Here is a 24154-nt window from a genome sequence, read left to right on the forward strand (position 1 = left end):
TACGGGAAGAACCCCTCGCGCAGGCGAACGCCATGGAGTTCAATGGACGGATTCTTTCCGTCCCCCAAGGAGCCCCCCCCATGAAAACCAAAGCCTACGGCGCCCAGGCCAGCGACAAGTCGCTCGAGCCGATGGACATCGAACGCCGCCCGCCCGGTCCGCACGACGTGCAGATCGACATCGCCTTCTGCGGCGTCTGCCATTCGGACCTGCACACGGTGCGCTCCGAATGGGGCGGTACACAGTATCCCTGCGTGCCCGGCCATGAGATCGTCGGTCACATCAGTGCCGTCGGCGACCAGGTCACCGGGTTCAAGGTGGGCGACACCGTCGGCGTCGGCTGCATGGTCGACAGTTGCCAGCACTGCGGCTCCTGCAGCGAGGGGCTGGAGCAGTTCTGCGAGAGCGGGTTCGTTGGCACCTACAACGGCAAGACGCCGGACGCGCCCGGCCACACGCTGGGCGGCTATTCGCAGCAGGTCGTGGTCAACGACCGCTTCGTGCTGAAGATCCATCACCCGGAAGACCAGCTTGCCGCCGTGGCGCCGTTGCTGTGCGCGGGCATCACCACCTATTCGCCGCTGCGTCACTGGGGTGCCGGCCCGGGCAAGAAAGTGGGCGTCGTCGGCATCGGCGGGCTGGGCCACATGGGCATCAAGCTGGCCCACGCCATGGGCGCGCACACGGTCGCCTTCACCACCTCCGAGTCCAAGCGCCAGGATGCCCACGACCTGGGCGCCGACGAGGTGGTGATCTCGAAGAACCCCGAGGACATGGCCAGACATGCCGGCAGCTTCGACTTCATTCTCAACACCGTCGCCGCCAGCCACGACCTGGACGCCTACACCCGTCTGCTCAAGCGCGACGGCACGCTGTGCCTGGTCGGCGTGCCGGAGCACGCGCACCCGAGTCCGAACATCGGCCAGCTGATCTTCGGCCGCCGCGCGATCGCCGGCTCGCTGATCGGGGGCATCGCCGAGACCCAGGAGATGCTCGATTTCTGCGCCGAACACGGCATCGTGGCCGACATCGAGATGATTCCGGCGCAGAAGATCGACGAGGCCTACGACCGCATGCAGCGCAGCGACGTGAAGTACCGCTTCGTGATCGACAACGGCTCGCTGGCCGCGTAAGGCCGGTCAGGGCCTTCTCACGCCCCGGGGAATTCTCGAAGAACCTCATGCGCATGCGGCTCTTGTAGGAGCTCACTTGGGGGCGATGCTTTTACGCCTCATCAGGCCGCCAAAGGCATCGCCCACAAGTGGACTCCTGCAGGATTCGCTGAAAGCTTGCGGAGTCTTACCTGGCGCGCGGGGAGCCGAACGGCCGTACAAGCGCCTGCCTGGCGCCGGCACGGCCACCCGCGGCCTCGAACGAGACGCGGGTCACGGCAGTGACGCTACACTATCGGTCCGACCCCGGAGCCAAGGGCAACCCCGGCCGGATCGGCTACGATCGGCATTGTTTTTCCAGGACCTGGCGGCCTCAACCCGAGGCGGTTGCAGCCGCTGTATCTGTACGACCCCGAAGGAAGGCTCCCATGCGCCGCCCGATGTCCTCCAGCGAAGAACCAACGGCATGACTGCCAGGATGCTTGCGTGCACGCGCGGGATCGCCGCGCTGGGCCTGCTGGCGCTTTCGATCGACGTGGCCTGCGCCGGGGCCATGCCGCCGGCGGACCTGGGCAGTCTGTCGCTGGAGGACCTGGGCAAGCTGGTCGTCTCCTCGGTGGCCAAGAGTCCCGAACCGCTGGGCAAGGCGCCCGCCGCGGTCTACGTGATCAGCCACGACGACATCATGCGTTCGGGCGCCCGGAACATGCCCGACATCCTGCGGCTGGCGCCCAACCTGCAGGTCTTCCAGACCAGCCCCGGCAGCTACGTCATCACCTCGCGCGGGTTCAGCGGCAACAACGAAGCGCAGAATTTCGCGAACAAGCTGCTGGTGCTGATCGACGGCCGCAGCGTGTATTCGCCGATCTTCTCGGGCATGTACTGGGACGACCAGTTCGTGATGCCGGAGAACATCGAGCGCATCGAAGTGGTCAGTGGGCCCGGTGGCACGCTGTGGGGCGCCAATGCGGTCAACGGCGTGATCAACATCATCACCCGCAATACCGCCGACACCCAGGGTGGCATGTTCCACGTGCGCGCCGGTACCCTGGAGAGCAGCGTGGCCATGCAATACGGTGGCGCGCTGGGCAGCAACGCGCACTACCGGCTGTACGCGGGGGAGTCCCGCCGGCGCTCGTTCGACAACAGCGCCGGCCAGGACGCGCACGACGGCTGGCGCAAGCCGCAGATCGGGTTCCGCGTGGACTGGGACGCCAGCGCCGATGACGCGTTCATGGTCCAGGGCGACCTGCACGACGGCCGCCAGCATCATCCCGACGGCGTGGATTCGCGCAACACCGAAGGCGACGTGGTGGCGCGCTGGCAGCATGCGATCAGCCGCACCTCCAGCTTCCAGCTGCAGACCTATTTCGACCACGTGCGCCGCCTCAGCGAGGGCGATGGCAGCGGATTCTCGCTCGACACCTGGGACATCGAGGCGCAGCACAACCTGGCCGTGGGCAAGCACCACCAGATCGTGTGGGGCATCGGCGACCGCGTGTACCGCTACGACATCATGCCGCGCATCGCTGTCACCGATTCATTGCTGTGGGACCCGTCGCGCGACACCCAGAACCTGGCCAACGCCTTCATCCAGGACCAGATCTCGTTCAACCCGCGCACGCAGCTCACGCTCGGCCTGAAGGCCGAGCACGACCCTTACTCGGGCGTGTCGACGATGCCCAATGCCCGGCTGTCCTGGCATCCCACCCGCAACGTATTGCTGTGGGCCGCCGCGTCGCGCGCGGTGCGCACGCCGACGCCCTTCGACGAGGACGTCATCGAGAAGCTCGGCGACGTCACCTTCGTGGTCGGCAATCCGGCGTTCAAACGCGAAAAGCTGACCGCCTACGAAGCCGGCTGGCGCGCGCAGGTGGCCACGCGCGCCACGGTGTCGGTGTCGCTTTACTACAACGTCTATGACGACCTGAGAACCATCGAGTTCTCTCCGACCGGGTTGCCGCTGACGTGGGGCAACGGGATGGAGGGCCACACCTATGGCCTGGAGGCCTGGGGCAGCTACGCGGTGCGCGACTGGTGGCAGCTGGGCGCGGGCTTCACCACCCAGCGCAAGCGCCTGGGCTTCAAGCCCGGCGCGAGCGGCGTGCTCGGCGCCGCGCAGGCGGGTGACGATCCCGACCGCCAGGGTTTCGTGCGCTCCATGATGAACCTGTCCGACCGCTGGACACTGTATGCCGATCTGCGCGGCGTCGGCGCCTTGCCCGATCCCAGGGTGCCCGGTTACGTGGAACTCGACGCCCGCCTGGGCTGGATGGTCAACGACGATCTGGAACTGTCGCTGTCCGGCTTCAACCTGCTGCGCTCCTGGCACCAGGAATACGTCTTTCCCGACAGCGATCGCATCGCGCGCAGCGTATCGCTCGACGCCCGCGTGAAGTTCTGACGCGCACGCCAGACCGTCCAGGAGATGCCGATTCCCGCCCGCCGCGCCATGCCCCGATACGCCCTGCGTACCCGCGCGGCTACATGGCTTGCCCGGCTCGCGGCCACGCGCCCGCGCGGCGCGGCCTGCCTGCTCGTGCTGCTGCTGGCGTGCGCGACGTGCCAGGCATCCTCGTCGCCACGGCAGCAGCACGCACCGTCGGACGTCTCGCTGGAATATGCGGTCAAGGCCACCTATCTGTACAAGCTGGCGCCCTTCGTGAACTGGCCGCCCACCACGTTCACCTCGCCGGAGCAGCCGTTCCGCATCTGCGTGGCCGGCGACGACCCGTTCGACGATTACCTCAAGCAGGCCGTGGCCGGACGCAGCCTGGGCACGCATCCGTTCGAGGTGCTCAGGCTCCAGACGCTGACGCCCGAGGTCGACTGCCAGATCGTGTTCATCAGCCGGCTGCCCTCGCAGAACATCCGCAAGGCGCTCGACGCGGTCAGCGGCAAGCCGGTGCTGACCGTGGTCGATTCGACCGCACCGGGCGAGGGCGGCATCGTGCAGTTCGTGATCCGCAGCGGGCGCGTGCGGTTCGTGATCGATACCGGCGAGGCCGCGCGCAACCATCTGACCATCAACTCCAAGCTGCTCAGCCTGGCGCTGGCCGTGAGGGAACCCTCGTGAAGCCGCGCGGCAACGGCCAGCCGTTCGGCTTCCGGCCCGTGGTGGCACTGGTGGCGGCGGGGCTGTTGCTGTTCGCCGGCGCACTCGCGGCGGGTTACCAGTACCACGCGGCCCACACCGAACACCGCCGCCAGCTCACCGTGCAGGCGAAGATCCTGGCCGCCAGCGTCACCGCCGCCATCGCTTTCAACGATCGCGCCACCGCGCAGGAGTACGTGAACGCGTTGAAGCTCGATCCGCGCCTGGATGCGGCGGCCGTATACAACGACATGCACCGCCAGGTGGCGGGCTTCCAGCGCACGGGCAGCCAGCCCATCGCCGACAGCCTGGGCAGTGGCGGGCGGCTGCCGCGCGACCATCTGCTGGTGGCCGTGCCGGCGCGGCAGGGCACCACCACCATCGGCAGCGTCTACCTGCGCGCCACGGACGCGCCGCTGATGGTGCAGGTGGCGCGCTACAGCGGCGTGGTGCTGCTGACCATCATGGCCCTGCTGATGCTGTCCGCGCTGATCCTGGCGCAGCGCGTGCTCACGCGCGCCAACGCCGCGCTGCAGCGGCGCGCACGCGCGCTGGCCACGGCCAACCGTCGGCTCAGCGCGGAAATGGAGCATCGCGCGCGTACCGAGGAAGCGCTGCGCCAGAGCCAGAAGATGGAAGCGATCGGCCAGCTTTCCGGCGGCATCGCACATGACTTCAACAACCTGCTGATGATCATCCGCGGCAGCCTGACCCGGCTGCAGAAGCAGGTGCTTCAGAGCGACCCGGTCGCCGAGCGCAACGAGTTCGAGCGCGAACGCATCGCCGCTGGCGAGGATCACGACGATAATCAGGCCCCGTCGCCCCAGAGCGTCGGCGACAACGCTTTCTTCCAGCAGCGCCAGACCCGCCATCGCCAGATCCAGCGTTACCTGGACATGGCCCAGGACGGCATCGACCGTGCCGCCAGCCTGACCCAGCGCCTGCTCAGCTTTGCGCGGCGCCAACCGCTGACGCCGCGCTCGCTGCGGCTGGACGAACTGATCCGCAGCATCCAGCCGCTGCTGGACCATTCGGTCGGTTCGAGCTGGAGGATCGACTACCGGCTCGATTCGCAGTGGCCGGTGCTGTGCGACTCCAACCAGATGGAGAACGCCATCCTCAACCTGGTCATCAATGCGCGCGACGCCATGCCCGACGGCGGGACGATCTCCATCTGCACCGACGACGCGCGTGTCGACGCCCGGCATCCGATGGGCGAACTGGCCGACGGCGACTACGTGCACCTGCGCGTGGTCGACACCGGCGTGGGCATGAGCGACGAGGTGCGCGGCAAGGCTTTCGATCCGTTCTTCACCACCAAGCCGGTCGGCAAGGGCACCGGCCTGGGGCTCAGCACCATCCTCGGCTATGTCGAGCAGTCCCAGGGCGTCGCCAGCATCGAGAGCCGGGTTGGCCGCGGCACCACCATCCACATCGTTCTTCCCCGCGCCCCCCGCGAAACCATCCCCGAGGAAGCGTAATGCCTTCTGCCGACACCTCCATCCCCCATATCCTGCTGGTCGAAGACGAGGCCTTCCTGCGCGAGCTGGTCATGGAAGGCCTGCAAGACGCCGGCTTCAACGTGGTCGAGGCCAGCGACGGCAATACCGGCGTACAGGCCCTGCAATCGGACCTGCGCATCGACGTGCTGCTGAGCGACATCAAGCTCCCCGATATCGACGGCTACCAGGTCGCCGAGGCCGCCCGCACGCTGCGTCCGGGCATGAAGGTCATCCTGATGACCGGCTACGCACCCTCGCCGCTGCCGCCGGCTTTGCAGTCGGTGGTCTACCGCGTGCTGCAGAAGCCGTTCTCGCTGGAGACCCTGCCGGGCATGGTGACGGCCGCGCTGGAGGCCTGAGGCAGGCCACGCGCCGTCGGCCGCCACCGCTCACGGCCGCTCCCGCAGGCGACCGTCGAGCAGCTCCAGCCGCCGGGTCAGCCCGATCGCCTGCAGGAACGCCTCGTCGTGGCTGACCACCACCAGCGCGCCCTGGTAGGCGATCAGCGCCTGCTCCAACTGGCCGATGCTGGCCAGGTCGAGGTTGTTGGTCGGCTCGTCCAGCAACAGCAATTGCGGCGCGGGTTCGGCATGCAGCACGCAACCGAGCACCGCGCGCAGGCGCTCGCCGCCGGACAGCGCATCCACCGGCAACTGCATCCGCTCGCCGCGAAAGTCCAGCCGCGCCAGCAGGTTGGCGCGCTCGACCGCGGGCATGGCCGGGGCGAAGACAGCGAAGTTCTCCGCCACCGTGCGGCCCGGGTCGAGCAGGTCCAGCCGTTGCGACAGGTAGGCCACGCGTCCCGGACCATGCCGCAGGCTTCCGCACTGCGGCGCAAGCTCGCCGGCCAGCAGCCGCAGCAGCGTGGTCTTGCCCGCGCCGTTGGCGCCGCCGACGGCGATCCGCTCTGGCCCGCGAAGGGTCAGGTCCACGTCGCGGAACAGCACGCGCTTTCCCTGCTGCATGCCGAGCTGACTGCCTGCGACTACCAGCCGGCCGGTGGGCACGCAGGTCGCGGGCAGCGAGAAATCCGGCGCCGCGTCCTCGCGCAGCGCGCGCGTGGCCTCGCCCAGCAGTGCCCGTGCCTGGTCCACCCGCGCGGCATGGACGTCGTCGGCCTTGCCGGCGGAAACCTGCGCGGCGCGCTTGAGGTTGCCGGCCACGATCCGCGGCAGTCCGGCGCTGGCCAGGTTGCGGCCGGCGTTGCCGGCGCGACGCTCGGCGCGTTCGCGCGCCTGCTGCATCTGGCGCTTCTCGCGGCGGACCTCCTGGCGCAGGTTGCGCACGTCCTGTTCGGCCGCCTGCTGCTCGACCTGCACCGCGTCCCGGTAGCAGCCGTATCCGCCGCCGTAGAGCCGCAGCGCGGAGCGGCCGAGTTCGGCGATCTGCCCCATGCGCGAAAGCAGGTCGCGGTCATGGCTGGCCACCAGCAGGCAGCCCGGCCAGTCCTCCAGCATCCGGTACACGCGTTGGCGCGCGTCGCCGTCGAGGTGGTTGGTCGGCTCGTCCAGCAACAGCACCCCGGGCCGACGCAGCAGTTGCGCCGCCAGTCCCAGCGCCATCGCCTCGCCGCCGCTGAACGTGCACAGTCGCCGCCGCAGGGGAACGCCGGCCAGTCCCAGGCGCGCCAGCGCGGCGCCGCAGCGTTCCTGGATGTCCCAATCCTCGCCCACGGTATCGAACAGCGCAGGACGGACGTCGCCGGCGGCAATCGCCGCCAGCGCGTCGAGCTTGGGCGTGATGCCCAGCACGTCGGCGACGCTGGCGTCGCCGTCCAGCGGCAGCTTCTGCGGCAGGTAGCCGACGGCGCCATCGATGGCGACCTGGCCGGCGAGCGGCTGCAGCTCGCCGGCCAGCAACCGCAACAGCGTGCTCTTGCCCGCGCCGTTGGGCGCGACCAGGCCGGTGCACGAGGACCCCAACTGGAAGGACAGGTCGTGGAACACCTGGCGGCCGTCCGGCCAGGCAAAACTCAGTTGCGAAACGCGGATGCGCGTATCGGACATGCGGGGATTCTCCGTCGGGCCGGCGGCCGCCGAGGCCGCGCAGCGATGGGACCGGCGGCACCGGATCCCCGCCGCCACGGCGGCGAACGGCATCACTCGGGTCCGCGATGGGCCTGCGAAGGAATCGCCTTGCTCACATGTCCGCTGGATCTCCCTGGGAGCGCGGCATCTTACAAGAACCCCGCCACGCCAGCGCGCCCGCTTGCTCGAACCTTTCGCCGGTGTGCGCGCCAAGCTCACGGTCGCGCACAGGTGCGCTCGTACAGAGATCGACCGGCTTTTCGCTTCGCGATCCCTTGTAGGAGCCCACTTGTGGGCGAGGCTCTGCCGCCCGATCGCCCACGCGTGCCATCCCACAACGAAGCGCGGCGGACCAGCACCGCTTGCAAGGCCAACCGTTGCCGCAGGATTTCACGAACGACCGACGCCCCGTTGATCCCCGAGCCACCACTTTCCCGAAGATGCCTCGAGGGTGTTCCGATTTGGCCAACCGAGGGCGCGATGGCGCCATGACCCGACAACGATCGAACGGACCGCCTCCTGCGTCCGGCCCTGAGGGGCCCGGGCCCGCCGATGGCGACGGAATGCCTGACCTGGACATCCTGCAGCAGGTCATCGACGCCAGCACGGCGATGATCCAGGTGGCCGACCGCCACTACCGTCTGCTGGCCGTCAACAAGGCGAGCGCCGACGAGTTCGAACGCATCTTTGGCGTGCGCCCCCGGCGCGGCGACTCGATGCTGGAACTGCTTTCGCATCTGCCCGTCCAGCAGGCCGAGGTAAGGGAGATGTGGGGCCGGGCGCTCACCGGGGAAACCTTCAAGGAAATCGCCGAGTTCGGCCGGAGGGAGCGGCGCAGCTACGAGATGAAGTTTTCCCCGCTGTGGGGCGCGCAGGGACAACGCATCGGCGCTTTTCAGTTCGTCTACGACGCCGCCGACAGCGTGCGGCGCATCCATGCGCCGGCCGACAGCGGCCGGCTCGATCGCGTCGAAGGGCCGATCAGCGCGGGGCTGGACGACAGCCAGTACCGACAGTTGTTTGCACGGATCAGCGAAGGCTTCTTCGTCGCCGAGGTCGTCCGCGATTCCGGCCAGGTGGTCGATTTCGTGTTCCTCGAAGTCAACCAGGCCTTTACCCGGCAGACCGACCGCCCGGTCAGCGTCGTGCTGGGACGCCGCGTCAGCGAGGTCATCCCCGGTTTCCCCCACAGCGTGATACAGCGTTACGGCGCCGTCGTGGACAGTGGCGATCCGTCCGCGTTCGAGGTGGAGATACCCACGCTGGGACACCGGGCCTACGAGGCCCGCGCCCATGCGCTGGGCGGCGAGCGGTTCGCGGTGCTGTTCCTGGAAATCACCCGGCGCAAGCAGATCGAGCGAGCGCTCGAGCGCAGCCATGCGTCGTTGGGTGCGATCGTCAACTCGGTCGACCAGATCATCTGGACCGCCCGGCCGGATGGCTACCACGATTTCTTCAACCACCGCTGGTATGAATTCACCGGCGCGGTGCCCGGCTCGACCGACGGGGACGACTGGTCGAACCTGTTCCACCCGGACGACCGCGGCCGCACCTTCGAGCGCTGGCGGCACAGCCTGTCCACCGGCGAGCCCTACGAGATCGAATACCGCCTGCGCCACCGCTCGGGTGTCTACCGCTGGGTGCTTGGCCGTGCCCATCCGGTGCACGACGAGGCGGGCCGCGTCCTTCGCTGGATGGGCACCTGCACCGACATCCACGAACAGATTGCCTTTGCCGACCAACTGGAACTTGCCAGCAGCGAGTTGAGCCACCGGATCAAGAACATCTTTGCCGTGATCTCGGGGCTGGTAGGCCTGAGCGTCCGGCAGTTTCCGGAATGCCGGGGGTTTGCCGACGAACTGCTCGAACGGCTGATGGCCCTCAGCGAGGCGCACGACTACGCCCGCCCGCACGGCCGCGACGAAGACCCGGCCGGGCAGTGCGCCACCGTGCTGGGACTGACCCGCCGCCTGCTGCGCCCGTACGCGCTGGAAGGTCATCGTCGCATCGAGGTAACCGGCGACGACGGCATGCTGGATCCGCGCGCCATCACACCGCTCTCGCTGGCTATCCACGAGCTGGCGACCAACGCGGCCAAGTACGGCGCCTTCGCCGTGCCGGACGGAAACGTACGGGTCTGCGGCGAGCGTTCGGCGGCGCGCTTCACGCTGCACTGGCGCGAGCAGGGCGGCCCGGTGGTGCGCGAACCGCAGGGCACGGGCTTCGGCAGCCGCCTGGTCGACCTGACCCTGCGCGATCAACTGGCCGGCGAGCTCACCCGCACCTGGCGGCCGGAGGGCCTCGAAGTGCGCGTATCCGTGCCGATCGGGCAACTGCTGGTGGACCCCCCGGCCTAGACCGATCCGCCGTGCCGGCTCGGCCCGCTCTCCGCATTCGTGGCCGCGCTGCGCGGACATGACTTCAGGCCCATTCACTAGTACGAACTTCGCACTAACATGCACTCCACCCCAGGCGGCAGTGCAGGCGAGCGTGTGGACGAGCGGGCAAACCATCTGAAGAAATTCCAGAAGGAATTGTCGTCGGGCACCGTGTCGCTGGTGCTGCTGGCGGTGCTGGAGCGCTCGCGGCAGCCGCTGTACGGCTACCAGATCGCCAAGCGGCTGGAAGAACTGGGCGAGGGCGTGCTGGCGGGCAAGCAGAGCGCGCTCTACCCGGTGCTGCGCAACCTGGAGGCGGCCGGGCTGCTTGCTAGTGAGGTGGAACCCTCCGTGAGCGGGCCGCCGCGCCGCTACTACCGCGTTACCCCGTCGGGGCGGGAGGTGCTGCGCGAGTGGGTCGCAGCCTGGAACGCCACGCGCCATTCCGTCGACAAGGTCCTTCAAGGAGAGGTGTGATGAACGCACCGCGCACGATCAACGAATACCTCGACCAGCTGCGCCTCGCGCTGCGCGGTGCCGACCCGGCACTGTTGCAGGACGCGCTCTACGACGCGGAGGAACACCTGCGAGCCGAGCTCGCCGAACAGCCCGCACGCAGCGAGGCGGACATGCTGGCCCACGTCGTGGGCAGCTACGGCGCACCGGATGAGGTGGCCGAGCTCTATCGCGACCAGGAGATCCGCATCCAGCGCGCGCTGCGCCCGCCGCCGCCGCCAAAGCGCCGCTCGCTGGCCGGTCGCTTCTTCGGCGTGGCAGCCGATCCGCGCACCTACGGCGCGCTGTTCTACATGGTGCTGGCGCTGGCCACGGGCATCTTCTACTTCACCTGGGCAGTCACCGGCGTGTCGCTTTCGGCGGGCCTGTCGGTGCTGATCGTCGGGCTGCCGTTCATCGTGCTGTTCTTCGGCTCGGTGCGGGTGCTGTCTCTGGTCGAGGGACGCATCGTGGAGGCCATGCTGGGCGCCCGCATGCCGCGCCGCCCGCCGTATCCGACGAGTGACCTGACGTTGCTCAAACGCATCGGCGCGATGTTCACCGATGCGCGCACCTGGACCACGCTGCTCTACATGCTGCTGATGCTCCCGCTCGGCATCGTCTACTTCACGATCGCGGTGACACTGGTGTCGGTGTCGGTGGGCTTCATCGGTGCGCCGGTAGCCTGGGCATTCGGACCACGCTGGATGTCGCACATTTACGTGAACGGCCAGCCCGTAATCGACTGGGGCTTCGGCGAGCACGTGCCGGGCTGGGGCGATGCGATCGCGCTGTGCGTGCTGGGTGTGCTGCTGCTGTTCGCCACGCTGCACCTGGCACGCGGACTGGGCCGCATGCACGGCCACGTCGCGCGGCACCTGCTGGTGCGGGGCGGCTGAAAACAAGTAGGGTGGGCTTCAGCCCACCAGCACGGTTCCGGATGGCGCGGTGGTGGGCTGAAGCCCACCCTACGGGGAGCGGCTGACGAGAGGTAGGGTGGGCTTCAGCCCACCGGCGGGGTTCCGGTTGTGGGCTAGAAACCCTCGCCGTCGACGATCTCCAGCCCGGCGTCCAGCCGTCGCGCTTCGGATTCGGCCACTACCCGCACGGTATCGGCGCACATGTCGTTGGGCGCATCGACTTCCAGCATGAAGACCCGGCCTTCGCTGTCGTCGACCAGGTCGGCCGAACTGGAATCGTCGCGCACGCCCAGCATGAAGTCCTCGATCTCCTCGACGTGCTCGATGCCGTCGATGCCATGCAGCACGCTGATGATCGAATCGGCGGCGCCGCGGTCGCCGATCAGGCGCAGGCGGATCATGGACATGGTCTGGCTCCAGGCGGGTCGGTGCAAAAATGCTGGAGCCGGCGGCGTGTGCGTCGGGTGATTGTCAGGCCGTACCATGCGTTTCTTTGCCGACCGCCCGCCATGCCCAAGACCTACGATCGCGCCTATTTCGACAAGTGGTACCGCGACCCGCGCCACGCGGTGGCCTCGAGTACCGAATTGAAACGCAAGGTGACGCTGGCGGTGGCGCAGGCCGAGTACTACCTGGGCCGGCCGCTGCGCAACGTGCTGGACATCGGCTGCGGCGAGGCTCCCTGGCGCGCGCCGCTGCGCGCGTTGCGGCCGGGCGTGCAATACCGCGGCCTGGACGCCAGCGCCTACGTGGTGGCTCGCTACGGACGCAGCCGCAACATCGGGCTGGCGCGCTTCGGCCAGCTCGAGCACCTGCGCTTCGACAGCCGTGTCGACCTGATCGTGTGTACCGACGTGCTGCACTACCTCAAGCCGGCCGAGATCCGCGCGGGCCTGGTCGGCATCGTCGAGATGCTCGAGGGCGTGGCGTTCCTGGAGGTGTTCACCAGCCGCGACGAGGTGGTGGGCGACCGCGAGGGTTTTTTCTCGCGCCCGCCCGCCTGGTACCTTCGCCACTTCGGGCAGGCCGGGTTGTTGCCTTGCGGCTCGCACGGTTACCTTGGTCCGCGCCTGGAGCGGCACGTGGCGGCGCTGGAGCGGGCCGCCGTTGCATGAGACTTTCACGCCGGCGCCGTGTGAAAGCGGGATAATCCGGCGCTTCGGTCGCCAGCCCGTCTTGGCGGTCGAAGCCACAGAGGGTCGTCATGTCCATATCCGGGGAAAGCAAATATCGCCTGCTGGTCGAGGCGATTACCGATTACGCCATCTATTACCTCGAGCCGGACGGCCGCATCACCAGCTGGAACGCCGGCGCCGAGCGGTGCTACGGCTTGTCCGCCGCGCAGGCGATGGGCGACAACTTTGCCCGGTTCTACACCTCGGAAGACCGCGCCGCCGGCCTGCCTGCGCAGGCACTGGAAGCGGCCGTCCGCGACGGGCGCCACGAGAGCCACGGCTGGCGCCTGCACAGCGACGGATCACGATTCTGGGCGCAGGTCGTGCTCGATCCGATCCGTGACGAGTCCGACGGACACCTGGTCGGCTTCGCCGCGATCGCCCGCGACAGCAGTAAAGGACAGCCGGCCGAAGAGGCGCTGCGGCGCAGTCAGGAGCAGTTGCGCCTGCTGGTGCAGGGTGTGCGCGACTACGCCATCTACATGCTCGACCCGGACGGCTGTGTGGCCAGCTGGAACGCCGGCGCCGAGCGCATCAAGGGCTATCGCGAAGAAGAAGTGCTGGGCAAGTACTTCGGCAATTTCTATGCCGAGCAGGATGCCAGCCTGGGCCAACCCGCGCGCAACCTGGCGATCGCGCGCGAGAAGGGCGTCTATGAGGGCGAGGGCTGGCGCACGCGCAAGGACGGCACGCGCTTCTGGGCGCACGTAGTGATCGACCGGCTCACCGACGACAATGGCAAGGTGGTCGGCTTTGCCAAGATCACCCGCGACGTGACCGAAAAGAAGCAAGCGGAAGACGAATTGCTGGCGACCCGCGAGGCGCTGTTCCAATCGCAGAAGACCGAATCAATCGGCCAGCTCACCGGTGGCGTGGCGCACGATTTCAACAACCTGCTGATGGCCGTGATGGGCAACCTGGAGCTGCTGCGCAAATGGCTGCCATCGGCGCCTCGCCCGCAAATGCTGCTGGACAACGCGCTGGCCGGTGCGCAACGCGGCGCGGCGCTGACCCAGCGCATGCTCGCCTTCGCGCGGCGCCAGGAGCTGCATCCGCGACCGGTCGAACTGCCGCTGCTGGTGCACGGCATGGCCGACCTGCTGCGGCGCTCGCTGGGGCCGGAAATCCGCATCGGCACCAGTTTTCCGCTGCAGCTGCCGAAGGTGCTGATCGACTCCAACCAGATGGAACTGGCCCTGCTCAACCTCGCCGTCAACGGCCGCGACGCAATGTCCGGTGGCGGTCGGCTGGAAATCGGCGCGCGCGGGGAATACGTGGCCGAGGGCCACTCGACCGCGCTGCCGCCGGGGGAATACGTCTGCCTGTGGGTGGCCGACGAGGGCCACGGCATGGACAACGCCACCATCAATCGTGCCACCGAGCCGTTCTTCACCACCAAGGGCGTGGGCAAGGGCACCGGACTGGGCCTGTCGATGGCCTACGGCCTGGCCGAGCAATCCGGTGGGCGCCTGCTGCTGCAGAGCCAGCCGGGCCGGGGCACCACGGTGGAAATCTGGCTGCCGGTCGCCGCCGCCCACGCCGATGCGCAGCAGCCGGCCGCGGCCGGGGACCCGCAGGACGAGGGCGAGCTCCAGGCCAGCGAGCCGTTGTCCCTGCTGCTGGTGGATGATGACGACCTGGTGCTGCTGAGCACCATGGCGATGGCCGAGGACATGGGCTACGACGTCCATGGCGTGCTCTCCGCCGAGGAGGCGCTGGCGTTCATCGATGCGGGCGGGCAGGTCGATGTGGTGGTCACCGATCAGGCCATGCCCGGCATGCCCGGCTCCCGGCTGGCCCGTCACCTGCGCGAGCGCAACCCTGGCTTGCCGATCGTGCTGGCCTCCGGCTATGCCGAGCTGCCGATGGATCTGGTGCCCGATCTGGTCCGGCTCGGCAAGCCCTTCAACAAGCGCGACCTCTACCGGGCGATCAGCGACGCGCAGGGCCAAGTCGGCGTCACCGACGAGATCGGCTGAGCGCCCGCCAGCGGACGGACATTGCGTCGGGCCTCGCGCAGGCGCCGCATGCACGGCCTTGGGGTAAAGTGCCGGCAGGCCCTCAGGTACGGGGAAAGTTGTCATGCAAGACCGTGCGGAAGCGTCCTCCACGGATGCGTCGGCCGACGCGCCGCTCGGCAGCGAAGCGCATCTGGAGTTGGCGACGCGCGTGGCGCAGCTGGGCATCTGGGACTGGAACCTGCGCGACAACAGCTTTTTTTATTCCCCTCGCGCCCGCGAAATCTGCGGCCTGCCGCAGGGTGACGAGCCGTTGCGGATGGAGCAGTTGCAGGCGCGTACCCATCCGGAGGACCTGCCGCGCACGCACGCGATGCTGTTGCGCGCGCTCGACCCGGCCATCCGCGAACGCCTGCCCTACGAATACCGTGTCGTGCACGAGGACGGCCAGGTACGCTGGGTGGTCGCCCACGGCGAGGCGATGTTCGCCACGGTCGACGGGGCCGAGCGCGCGGTGCGCTACATCGGCACGCTGCAGGACGTGACCGAGCGCCGGCGCCTGGGCGAAGCGCTGGAGGCAAGCAGGACGCGGCTGCAGCTGGCCATCGATGCCGGCCGCATGGCCGTCTGGGAGGCCGACCTGCGCAACGACACCCTGGTCGGCTCGCCCGAACTCAACCGGTTGCTGGGCTTTCCCGCCGATGCGCAACCGACCCGTGAGCAGATACGGGCCGGCAACCCGCCCGGCGAGCGGGAGCGCGTGGAAGCTTGCGCCCGTGCGGCGCTGGCGCGCGGTGAACGGTTCATCGAGACCGAGTATCGCTACATCCGCCCCGACGGCGAGCCGTGCTGGCTGCTGCTGCGCGCCGAACTGCAACTGGAGGACGGCGAGCCGGTGCGTGCCGTGGGCGTGCTCATGGACGTCACCGGGTGCCGCCGCGCCGAGGAGGCCTTGCGCAGCAGCGAGGCGCGGCTGAAGCTCGCCCAGCGCATCGGCAACATCGGCGTCTGGGAGTGGGAACTCCCGTCCGGCGATGCCAGCTGGTCGCGCGAGATGTATGAATTGTTCGGGCTCGACCCGGAGGCAGGAATTACCCCCGAACAGGCGTGGCTGGCGCAGGTCTATCCGGAAGATCGCGTCGCCGTCGACGAAGCGGTGCTGCGCAGCACGCAAAGCGGCCAGCCGGTGGACATCGAGTTCCGCATCCGGGTAGACGGCCAGACCCGCTGGATCCGTTCCCGCGGCACTCCCGCCACCGATCCGGACGGCACCCGGCGGATGATCGGGGTCAACCAGGACGTCACCAGCACGCACCACCAGCGCGCCACGCTGGAGGCGCGCAACCGCGACTTGCAGGAGGCTGCGGTGCGGATCGGGCGCGAGCGCGAGCGCGTGTTCGAGCTCAGCCGCGACCTGTTCGCAGTGGCCGGGTTCGACGGCTATCTGAAGACCATCAACCCCGCCTGGACCTGCATCCTGGGCTACGACGAAGCCAACTGGCTGACGCGCCCGCTGCTGGAGTTCGTCCATCCCGAGGACCGCGCCGGGGCCCGCGCGGTGCTGGACTGCCTCGAACGTGGCGACGCGGCGCCGCCGTTCGAGTGCCGCCTGCGCTGCGACCACGGCGGTTGGCGCTGGATCGCCTGGACCGCGGTCGCCGAGGGCGAATCGATCTATGTCGTGGGGCGCGACGTGACCCACGAAAAGATCGCCGCGCAAGAGCTGGAGGCGGCCAACCGCCAGTTGCGTAACCAGATCGAAGGACGCGAGCGGGTCGAGGCGACGTTGCGCCAGATGCAGCGGCTGGAGGCGGTCGGCCAGCTCACCTCGGGCGTGGCGCACGATTTCAACAACCTGCTCACCATCGTGCTCGGCAACCTCGATTTGATCGAGATGGCGGTAGACGACCCCCAGGTGCGCCGGCGGCTCGACTTGATGCGCAAGGCGGCCTTGCGCGGCGCCACGCTCACGTCGCAGTTGCTGGCGTTCTCGCGCCGGCAGCGGCTGGAAACCAAGGTGGTCGACCTCAACGGCACCGTCCAGGGTATGAGCGAACTGCTCAAGAGCACCATGGGCGGCAGCATCGACGTCACCACGCGCTTGCAGCCGGACCTGTGGAGCGCGCTGGTCGACCCGACCCAGATCGAGCTGGTGATCCTCAACCTGGCGATCAACGCGCGCGATGCGATGCCGGTGGGCGGCGGCCTCACCATCGAGACGTCCAACGCGGCGCTGGCCGACGAACCGCGCCAGCCGGGCGAGCCGGTGCCGGGCGACTATGTCGCCATTACCGTGATCGACACCGGCTCGGGCATGACCGAGGAAGTGCGCGCGCACGCGTTCGAGCCGTTCTTCACCACCAAGGCGGTGGGCAAGGGATCCGGCCTGGGGCTGGCGCAGGTGCTTGGCTTCGCCCAGCAATCGGGAGGCGGCGTGGGCATCGAAAGCCGTTCCGGCGAGGGCACCACGATACGGGTCTACCTGCCGCGCGCGTACAGCGTAGCTGTCGGCGGGATCAGTGCGCCGGAAACCCGCGAGCACGTCGAGCCGTTGCCGCAACGCCGCTACGCGTTGCTGGTCGATGACGACAACGCGGTGCGCGACGTTACCGCCGCACGGCTGCGCCAGCTCGGCTTCGAGGTGCTTGAAGCCGGTTCCGGTGGTGCCGCGCTGGACCTGCTCGAGCGCACCGCGCAGGTGGATCTGCTGGTGGCCGATTTCGCCATGCCCGGCATGAACGGCGTCGAGGTCGCCCAGCAGGCCCGCACGCGCCGTCCCGGCCTGCCGGTGCTGTTCGTCACCGGCTACGCCGACCAGACCGCGCTGGCGGGTATCGGCGACGAGCGCGTGGTGCAGAAGCCGTTCCGCGACGACGAGCTGGAGCGCAAGGTGAGGGCAGTGATCGGCCGGTAGTGCGACGCCGGCGCCGAAGTAGGCGACTTCCCCGCGAGCCCCGGCCCCTCACCCCAGCCCTCTCCCCGGAGGGGAGAGGGAGCAAAGCGCGACATCCCCCCGCCAATGAGTGAAAACCTGAGCCCTCTCCCCTCCGGGGAGAGGGTTGGGTGAGGGGCCGCTCTTGCCAGACGCCGCCTACGCAGCATTCCTCCACGCGGTGGGAATTCCAGCGCCGCATGCCTACCATGCAGGGGTTCCTTCCACGCAAAGGTGCCTTTCGTGAACCGATTGCCCGCTTCCGCCCTTGCCGCGGCCCTGCTCACATCCCTGCCCGCAGCCGCTGCGCAGGCCGCCGACGTGCCCACGTTCGATCCGCAGCGCCTGTCGCAGGAGGTCAAGACGCTGTCCTCCGATGCGTTCGAGGGCCGCGGCCCGGCCACCCCCGGCGAGACCAAGACGATCGACTACGTGATCGCGCAGTACAAGGCAGCCGGCCTTTCGCCCGGCGGCGCGATCGTCGACGGCAAGCGCACCTGGACCCAGCCGGTGCCGCTGGGCCGCTTCGAGATCGTCGGCACGCCGGCCTTCTCGCTGACCGAGGACGGCAACACCCGGACGCTGACCCAGGGCGAGCAGATCGCCGTGCGCGCGGCGATGGACGGCACGCGCAAGGTCGACATCGAGAACGCCCCGCTGGTGTTCGTCGGCTACGGCGTCAAGGCGCCGGAGCGCAACTGGAACGACTTCAAGGGCGTCGACCTGCACGGCAAGATCGGTGTGGTGCTGGTCAACGACCCCGATTTCGAGACCGGCCACGGCGACTTCGGTGGCAAGGCGATGACCTATTACGGTCGCTGGACCTACAAGTACGAAGAAGCCGCGCGCCAGGGCGCGCTGGGCATGCTGGTGGTGCACGAGACCGCGCCGGCGTCCTACGGCTGGGCCACGGTGAAGAACTCCAACACCAACGTGCAGTTTGACATCGTGCGCGACAAGCCGGCCGCCGAGCATCCCACGCTGGAAGGCTGGATCCAGCACGACCTGGCAGTGCAGATGTTCAAGGCCGCCGGGCTGGATTTCGCGGCATTGAAAAAGCAGGCGCAGACGCGCGGCTTCAAGCCGGTGACGCTCGATGGCGTGAGCTTCTCGGCAAAGTACGACGTGGACGCCAAGGTGATCACCTCGCAGAACATCGTCGCCCGCGTCGAGGGTGCCAGGCGCCCGGAGGAGACGGTGATCTACAGCGCCCACTGGGACCACCTGGGCGTGGGCGCACCCGACGCCCGCGGCGACCGCATCTACAACGGCGCGGTGGACAACGCCACCGGTACCGCCGCATTGATCGAACTGGGCCGCGCCTTCGCGCACGCGCCCCGGCCCGAGCGGTCGGTGGTCTTCCTCAACGTCACCGCCGAGGAAAAGGGCCTGCTCGGCTCGGAGTACTACGCCACCCACCCGCTGTATCCGGTGGGCAAGACCGTCGCCGACATCAACCTCGACGCCCTCGACCCGCAGGGCGCGGCGCGCAACTTCAGCATCTCCGGCAACGCCAGGTTCGGCCTGCTCGACCGGCTGATCGCGCTGGCCAAGACCTACGGCATGAGCTTCGCACCCGATCCGCATCCGGAAGCGGGCAGCTTCTTCCGGTCCGACCATTTCTCCTTCGCCAAGCAGGGCGTGCCGGCGCTTTCCTTCGAGTCGGGCAACGACCTGGTCGAGGGCGGCAAGGCGGCGGGCGAGGCCGCCGGAAAGCGCTACAACCGTGAGCACTACCACCAGCCCTCGGACGAATGGCAGGCCAGCTGGAGCTTCGCCGGCATGGCGCACGACCTGCGCCTGCTGTACCAGCTGGGCTACCAGCTCGCCGACTCCGACGCCTGGCCGGCATGGTCGAAGGATTCCGAATTCCGCGCCGTCCGCGACAAGACCGCCAACCAGCGCAAGTAAACCTCGCCCGTAGGGTGGGCTTCAGCCCACCAGCCCGCCCGCCGCGGACCAAGGTGGGCTGAAGCCCACCCTACGGCGCGATCTCGGACGCCTGGCCGGCATGGGCGAAGGATCCCGAATTCCGCGCCGTCCGCGACAAAGCCACCAACCAGCGCAAGTAAATCTCGACCTCGTAGGGTGGGCTTCAGCCCACCAGCCCGCTCGCCGCGGACCAAGGTGGACTGAAGCCATCCTACGGGGCGATCGGCCGCACCCGGAACGCCAGGCTGATCCGCGGCCCCATCGGCGCCCGCTGCTTGGGAATGCCGTGGTCGTAATGGAACTGGCTGGTGTGATCCATCAGCAGCAGGCTGCCGGCGGCCAGGTCCAGATGCAGCACGCGCCGCGGCGGGCGCTTGGCGCGGATCACCATTTCCCGCGTGGCGCCCAGCGAAAGCAGCGCGATCGGCTGGCCGCGCACCAGGTCTTCGAGCTTGTCGTTGTGCGGCGCCACGCTGTCGTGCTCGTCGCGGTAGAGGCTCAGCCCGACGCTGGTGAACGGCGCATCGACCGCCTCGCGCACGGCGGCCAGCGCCTCGTGCAGCGGCGCGGGCAGGGCGGGGTCGGCCAGGTCGAAATGCGCGCGCAGTCGCGGCACGTCCACCTCGCGCTCGTACATCAGTCGCCGGCCGCCACGCCAGGCGACACCCTCGAACAGCCGCGCGAACCAGTCCTGCGCGGTGGCGGCGGGCACCACGTCCGGCGTGTACACAACGCGGCCGCTGGCATCGTCGATGAGCACCTGCGGCCCGGTATCGAACAGCGAAAACTGCGCCATGGCGGCACCGTCAGTCCTTCGGCTCGTTGGCTTGCCCGATCGCACGCCGGCGCGCCTGCCAGGTGTCCGTGGTCTGCGGCTTGATGAACAGCGACGTGATGTCCGAGTGCCGGCTCTTGACCGCCTTCTCGATGCGGTTGATGCACTGTTCGATGTCCGGCGTGGTCAACCGGTCCTCGAACTCGGCACTGAGCGCGGCCACCACCTGATGCGGCCCCATCTGCACGGTGAGCACGCCGTTGACGTGGCCCACGCCCGGATCATCGGCGGCGATCTCCAGCAGCGATTCGCGCAGCTTCGGGTGCGCCGGTTCGCCGATCAGCAGGCCCTTGCTCTCGCGCGCCAGCAACGTGGCCGATACCGCCAGCACCACGGCGATGCCGATCGAAGCGACGCCGTCGAGCTCGGGCATGTCCAGCGCACGCGCGCAGATCACGCCCACCAGCGCGATCAGCAGGCCGATCAGTGCGGCGGAGTCCTCCAACAGCACGGTGAAGGTGCTCGGGTCCTTGCTCTGGCGGAAGGCTTCGAAGTAACCCAGCGAGCCCTTGGCCGCCCGGAACTCGCGCAACGCGATGTACCAGGAGGCGCCCTCGAACACCATCGACACGCCCAGTACGACGTAGTTGATCAGCGGGTCGGTCATCGGCTCGGGATGGCGCAGGTGGCTGACGCCCTCGAACAGCGACACCCCCGCGCCCAGCGCGAACACCAGCAGCGCCACGATGAAACTCCAGAAATACAGCTCGCGGCCATGCCCGAACGGATGCACCGAGTCGGGCGGGCGCGCAGCGCGGTGCATGCCGTAGAGCAACAGCAGTTCGTTGGAGGTGTCGACCAGCGAATGCACGCCCTCGCTGAGCATCGCCGAACTGCCGGACATGCCGGCGGCGACGAACTTGGCGATGGCAATGGCCAGGTTGCCGGCCAGCGCGGCGTAGACCACCAGGCGCGAGTTCGACGAGGACACCGATCAGGTCTCCACGTAGCGGCGCTGGCACAGCTCGCAGAAGAAGCTGCGCCGATGGGTTTTTCCCAGATGGGCGCGATGGAACTTCACGTGGTCGCGCGGGCAGATGCTCTTGTTGTGCGCCAGCCAGTGTTTGCGCAGCACGTAGGCGCGCTTCCACTCCAGGAACTCGAAGCTGTACTGGCGTGCCTGTTCGACCAGCTCGCGCAGCTTGCGCGCCGGCAGCGCGCCGAGGGTCGAGAGCGGGTGCGTGCGGATGCGGAACAGCACCTCGTTCTTGATGATGTTGCCCACGCCGGCGAACACGTCCTGGTCCAGCAGCGCGTCGCACACCAGCGTGTCGGGCATCGCGCGCAGGCGCTTGCGGGCGAGGGCGGGGCCCCAGGCGTCCGACATCACGTCGGCGCGCCAGTCGTAGAGTTCGTCAAGGTCGCCCTCCAGCAGGCGCACCGAGCAGGTGTAGAAGTTCACCTCGCCCTCGTCGAACTGCAGGCTCAGCCGAGGGACGGCGTCCTTGCGTTCGTCGATGCGGTAGCTGCCGAACATCAGCAGGTGGATGCGGACGGTCACGTCCGGCAACTCGATCAGCGTCTGCTTGCCGAAACTGCGGAAGGCCTCGACGCGCTGGCCGGCGAGCCGATCCATGTCGATCTTGGCATTGCCCTCGGCACGGCGGATCGTGCGCCCGGTAAAGGGCGCCAATTCCCCGCGCAGGATGACGATCGAAGGGCCTTCGGGCACGAATCACCTGTCGTGGCTGCCTTGCTGCATTGTGGTCGAGGCCGGGACATGCTCAGGTGAACGGGCGCGTGCCCTCCGCCAGCAAGCGCTTGAGATCCAGCGCATTTGCGGTCGCGTGGCCCAGCGCCGTGTTGTCGAAAATGCACCATGCGGGCGGCCACCGCCGCAGGCGCCCGGCAACCGCCGTCAACGCCGTTGGCGGGTACGCGTCGTAATACGTCCGCGGCGAGCCATGCAACCGCAGGTAAACGCGGCTGCGGTCGCCGCCGGGGAGTGCCGCGCGCGGTACCCGGGCCGGGTCGGCGGCCACGCGGGAAACGCGCAGGCTTCGCAGCGCGCGATCGACGTCGGCGCAAAACCACGTCGGATGCCTGGGCTCGCACGCCAACGGCCCGTCATAGCGCTCGCGCAGGCGCTCGAGGAAGGGAAGGGCGACCGCGGGATCGAATACCAGGCTCGGCGGCAACTGCAGCAGCAGCCAGCCCAGCTTGCCTTCCAGTTCGCCGACCTGATCCAGGAACGCGGTCACCAGACCGTCGCAGGCGCGCAGCCGGCATTCATGGCTGATCGCCTTGGGCATCTTGGCGGCAAAGCGGAAATGCCCAGGCACGCTGGCGGCCCAGCGCCGCCAGGTGGCCGGGCGGTGCGGGCGGTAGAAGCTGGAGTTGACCTCCGCGCAGTCGAACACCTGTGCGTAGCGTTCCAGTGTGCTGCCATCAACAGGAAAATCGCCGGCGTGGGCCTTCGGAATCGCCCATCCGGCGCAGCCGACGCGGACGTCCAGGCCGGGCCGTCCCATGACGTGTCACTCCCGCGAAAGCGGGAGTCCATCTCGCACTGACGGGGCAAGGCGGGCCTGGACGATCGCTGTCGCGGTAACGACGGCCCCGGCAGGCATCGGCACCGGCTAGTTCGCCGGCTTGCGGAAGCGGTACATGAACTGGTCCGTGTGCCCGCGTATCGACTTGTCGAAGACCTTGATGTCGTGCGGGTCGGCCGGGTTGCGCAAGGCGTCGCTCTCGCCATCGAACACGAAGCCTACCGACTTGGCCTGTTGCTTGACGATGGCCGGATCGATGCGGTGCAGCGTATCGGTGTCTCGCATGCCGGAGCCGGCCGGTGCCACGTGATCGATCACCACGAACACGCCGCCGGGCTTGAGCACGTTGTAGACCTGCCGGTCGAGGACCACCGGGTCGACCTTGCCCATGAACTTGTCCGGATAGTCGTGGTAGTTCTGCGAGGTGAACACCACGTCGACCGACTCTGGCGCATCCAGCTTGGCGGCCGGCTGGGTCAACACGCTGACATTGGCGTAGTGCGGCTCGCCGGCGAGCTTGCGCAGGTTGGCCACGTCCGACTTGGCCTCGGCCGCGTACTCGTCGGGCCACAGCGCGTAAACGTGGCCCTTGGGCCCGACCACGCCGCTGAACACCCGGGTGAAGTAGCCGCTGCCAGGAATCAGTTCCAGCACCTTGTCGCCAGGCTCGACCTGCGCGAAAGCCATCACCTGCGCGATCTTGCGCCGCGCATCGTCGACGCGGTCGGCCTGGCGTGCCGGGTCGTTGATGGCGGCGGCGAGGTAGGGCGCTTGCGCGGTGGGGGCAGCGTCCTGCGAAACAGCAGCGGCGTGCGCGGCGGGCAGGGCGAGGGCGATGACCGCGGCGAGAGCAAGCTTTCGCATGTCAGGTTCCTTCTGGTCGGGCCTGCGATTGTGCGCCAGGCGGAGCGCGGGAGGGCAATGACTTCTGGGGGAGAAAAAACCGCGGCTTCCTGCCGGAGCCATCCCTGGCCTGCCTTGCCTCCCTGCCGATTTGCGCGGGCGCGGTCGCGCACTCAGTTGGGGCTGCCACCCGACGAGTTGGGGGTGGTCGAGGTTGGCGCCGGCATCGCCGTCGAGGACGGCGGCGGCATGGTGGCCGGCGGCGTCATCGCGGTAGTCGCGGGCGGCGGCGTCATCGGCTCGGTGGGGGTCATCGGCGCGGTGGCCGGCGCGGTGGCCGGCGTGGCCATACCCGGTTCGGCGTTGTCGTTGGTGCCATTGTTGCAGGCGGCCAGCGCGAACGTGGATGCCAATAGCAGGCTCCAGCACAGCAGGCGGATCTTCATGGCGGTCTCCTTC

General features: G+C 68.5%; 19 protein-coding genes and 2 pseudogenes. 13 read left to right on the plus strand and 8 right to left on the minus strand.

Annotated elements, in window-relative coordinates; genetic code table 11:
* Positions 1–80: 80 nt before the first annotated feature.
* The 6 genes and pseudogenes from OSC30_RS11475 (at position 81) to OSC30_RS11500 (ending at position 6067) form a co-directional block, all read left to right on the plus strand.
* The gene (locus tag OSC30_RS11475; RefSeq protein WP_267171982.1) at positions 81–1133 is read left to right on the plus strand and encodes an NAD(P)-dependent alcohol dehydrogenase; all 1053 of its coding nucleotides are present in this window, start codon (positions 81–83) and stop codon (positions 1131–1133) included.
* Between the two features lie 445 nt (positions 1134–1578).
* Positions 1579–3516, plus strand: a complete 1938-nt coding sequence (locus OSC30_RS11480) for a TOL_0244 family TonB-dependent receptor (protein ID WP_267171983.1) — start codon at positions 1579–1581, stop codon at positions 3514–3516.
* Between the two features lie 48 nt (positions 3517–3564).
* The gene (locus OSC30_RS11485; RefSeq protein ID WP_267171984.1) at positions 3565–4188 is read left to right on the plus strand and encodes a TOL_0243 family YfiR-like periplasmic protein; all 624 of its coding nucleotides are present in this window, start codon (positions 3565–3567) and stop codon (positions 4186–4188) included.
* 50 nt (positions 4189–4238) lie between these two features.
* Positions 4239–4592, plus strand: a pseudogene (locus tag OSC30_RS11490) (CHASE sensor domain-containing protein); the annotation flags it as partial.
* A gap of 717 nt (positions 4593–5309) precedes the next feature.
* Positions 5310–5687 (plus strand): annotated as a pseudogene (locus OSC30_RS11495) (ATP-binding protein); the annotation flags it as partial.
* Positions 5687–6067: a response regulator gene (locus OSC30_RS11500; protein WP_267171985.1), complete on the plus strand. Its 381-nt coding sequence runs from the start codon at positions 5687–5689 to the stop codon at positions 6065–6067. The pseudogene OSC30_RS11495 and the gene OSC30_RS11500, both read left to right, overlap by 1 nt.
* Positions 6068–6097: 30 nt before the next feature.
* Here OSC30_RS11500 and OSC30_RS11505 read toward each other — a convergent pair whose 3' ends face one another.
* Complete coding sequence (locus OSC30_RS11505) at positions 6098–7714, minus strand: ABC-F family ATP-binding cassette domain-containing protein (RefSeq protein ID WP_267171986.1); 1617 nt, start codon at positions 7712–7714, stop codon at positions 6098–6100.
* A 584-nt stretch (positions 7715–8298) separates the two neighbouring features.
* Between OSC30_RS11505 and OSC30_RS11510 the strand changes: the two genes are divergently transcribed.
* The 3 genes from OSC30_RS11510 to OSC30_RS11520 all read left to right on the plus strand — a co-directional run bounded on the left by OSC30_RS11510 (position 8299) and on the right by OSC30_RS11520 (position 11507).
* Positions 8299–10092: a PAS domain-containing protein gene (locus OSC30_RS11510; protein ID WP_267171987.1), complete on the plus strand. Its 1794-nt coding sequence runs from the start codon at positions 8299–8301 to the stop codon at positions 10090–10092.
* 99 nt (positions 10093–10191) lie between these two features.
* Positions 10192–10590: a PadR family transcriptional regulator gene (locus tag OSC30_RS11515; RefSeq protein ID WP_267171988.1), complete on the plus strand. Its 399-nt coding sequence runs from the start codon at positions 10192–10194 to the stop codon at positions 10588–10590.
* Positions 10590–11507 carry a sensor domain-containing protein gene (locus OSC30_RS11520; RefSeq protein ID WP_267171989.1) on the plus strand — a complete coding sequence of 306 codons (918 nt, stop codon included), beginning with the start codon at positions 10590–10592 and terminating at the stop codon, positions 11505–11507. The genes OSC30_RS11515 and OSC30_RS11520 overlap by 1 nt, the downstream gene beginning before the upstream one ends.
* 134 nt (positions 11508–11641) lie before the next feature.
* Here OSC30_RS11520 and OSC30_RS11525 read toward each other — a convergent pair whose 3' ends face one another.
* Positions 11642–11935, minus strand: a complete 294-nt coding sequence (locus OSC30_RS11525; RefSeq protein WP_267171990.1) for a hypothetical protein — start codon at positions 11933–11935, stop codon at positions 11642–11644.
* Positions 11936–12037: 102 nt separating this feature from the next.
* Here OSC30_RS11525 and OSC30_RS11530 point away from each other — a divergent pair, with 102 nt between their 5' ends.
* The 4 genes from OSC30_RS11530 to OSC30_RS11545 all read left to right on the plus strand — a co-directional run bounded on the left by OSC30_RS11530 (position 12038) and on the right by OSC30_RS11545 (position 19504).
* The gene (locus tag OSC30_RS11530) at positions 12038–12643 is read left to right on the plus strand and encodes a class I SAM-dependent DNA methyltransferase (RefSeq protein WP_267171991.1); all 606 of its coding nucleotides are present in this window, start codon (positions 12038–12040) and stop codon (positions 12641–12643) included.
* 89 nt (positions 12644–12732) lie between these two features.
* A complete protein-coding gene (locus tag OSC30_RS11535; protein WP_267171992.1) occupies positions 12733–14682 on the plus strand; it encodes a hybrid sensor histidine kinase/response regulator in 1950 nt (649 codons plus the stop codon).
* A 103-nt stretch (positions 14683–14785) separates the two neighbouring features.
* On the plus strand, positions 14786–17575 hold the full coding sequence (locus OSC30_RS11540; RefSeq protein ID WP_267171993.1) for a hybrid sensor histidine kinase/response regulator: 2790 nt from the start codon (positions 14786–14788) through the stop codon (positions 17573–17575).
* A 261-nt stretch (positions 17576–17836) separates the two neighbouring features.
* A complete protein-coding gene (locus tag OSC30_RS11545; protein WP_425474746.1) occupies positions 17837–19504 on the plus strand; it encodes a M28 family metallopeptidase in 1668 nt (555 codons plus the stop codon).
* A gap of 232 nt (positions 19505–19736) precedes the next feature.
* Here OSC30_RS11545 and OSC30_RS11550 read toward each other — a convergent pair whose 3' ends face one another.
* The 6 genes from OSC30_RS11550 to OSC30_RS11575 all read right to left on the minus strand — a co-directional run bounded on the left by OSC30_RS11550 (position 19737) and on the right by OSC30_RS11575 (position 24141).
* Positions 19737–20321 carry an alpha-ketoglutarate-dependent dioxygenase AlkB gene (locus OSC30_RS11550; RefSeq protein ID WP_267171994.1) on the minus strand — a complete coding sequence of 195 codons (585 nt, stop codon included), beginning with the start codon at positions 20319–20321 and terminating at the stop codon, positions 19737–19739.
* 10 nt (positions 20322–20331) lie between these two features.
* Complete coding sequence (locus OSC30_RS11555) at positions 20332–21291, minus strand: cation diffusion facilitator family transporter (protein ID WP_267171995.1); 960 nt, start codon at positions 21289–21291, stop codon at positions 20332–20334.
* Between the two features lie 3 nt (positions 21292–21294).
* Positions 21295–22032, minus strand: coding sequence for a DNA-formamidopyrimidine glycosylase family protein (locus tag OSC30_RS11560; RefSeq protein WP_267171996.1), 738 nt, complete (start codon positions 22030–22032; stop codon positions 21295–21297).
* 52 nt (positions 22033–22084) lie between these two features.
* Positions 22085–22831 carry a DUF72 domain-containing protein gene (locus OSC30_RS11565; RefSeq protein ID WP_267171997.1) on the minus strand — a complete coding sequence of 249 codons (747 nt, stop codon included), beginning with the start codon at positions 22829–22831 and terminating at the stop codon, positions 22085–22087.
* Between the two features lie 108 nt (positions 22832–22939).
* Positions 22940–23716 (minus strand): class I SAM-dependent methyltransferase, encoded by a 777-nt coding sequence (locus OSC30_RS11570; protein WP_267171998.1) that lies wholly within the window; start codon positions 23714–23716, stop codon positions 22940–22942.
* 152 nt (positions 23717–23868) lie between these two features.
* On the minus strand, positions 23869–24141 hold the full coding sequence (locus OSC30_RS11575) for a hypothetical protein (protein WP_267171999.1): 273 nt from the start codon (positions 24139–24141) through the stop codon (positions 23869–23871).
* Between the last annotated feature and the right edge of the window lie 13 nt (positions 24142–24154).

The sequence above is a fragment of the Frateuria hangzhouensis genome (assembly GCF_026410505.1).
GTDB classification, from domain to species: domain Bacteria; phylum Pseudomonadota; class Gammaproteobacteria; order Xanthomonadales; family Rhodanobacteraceae; genus Frateuria_A; species Frateuria_A hangzhouensis.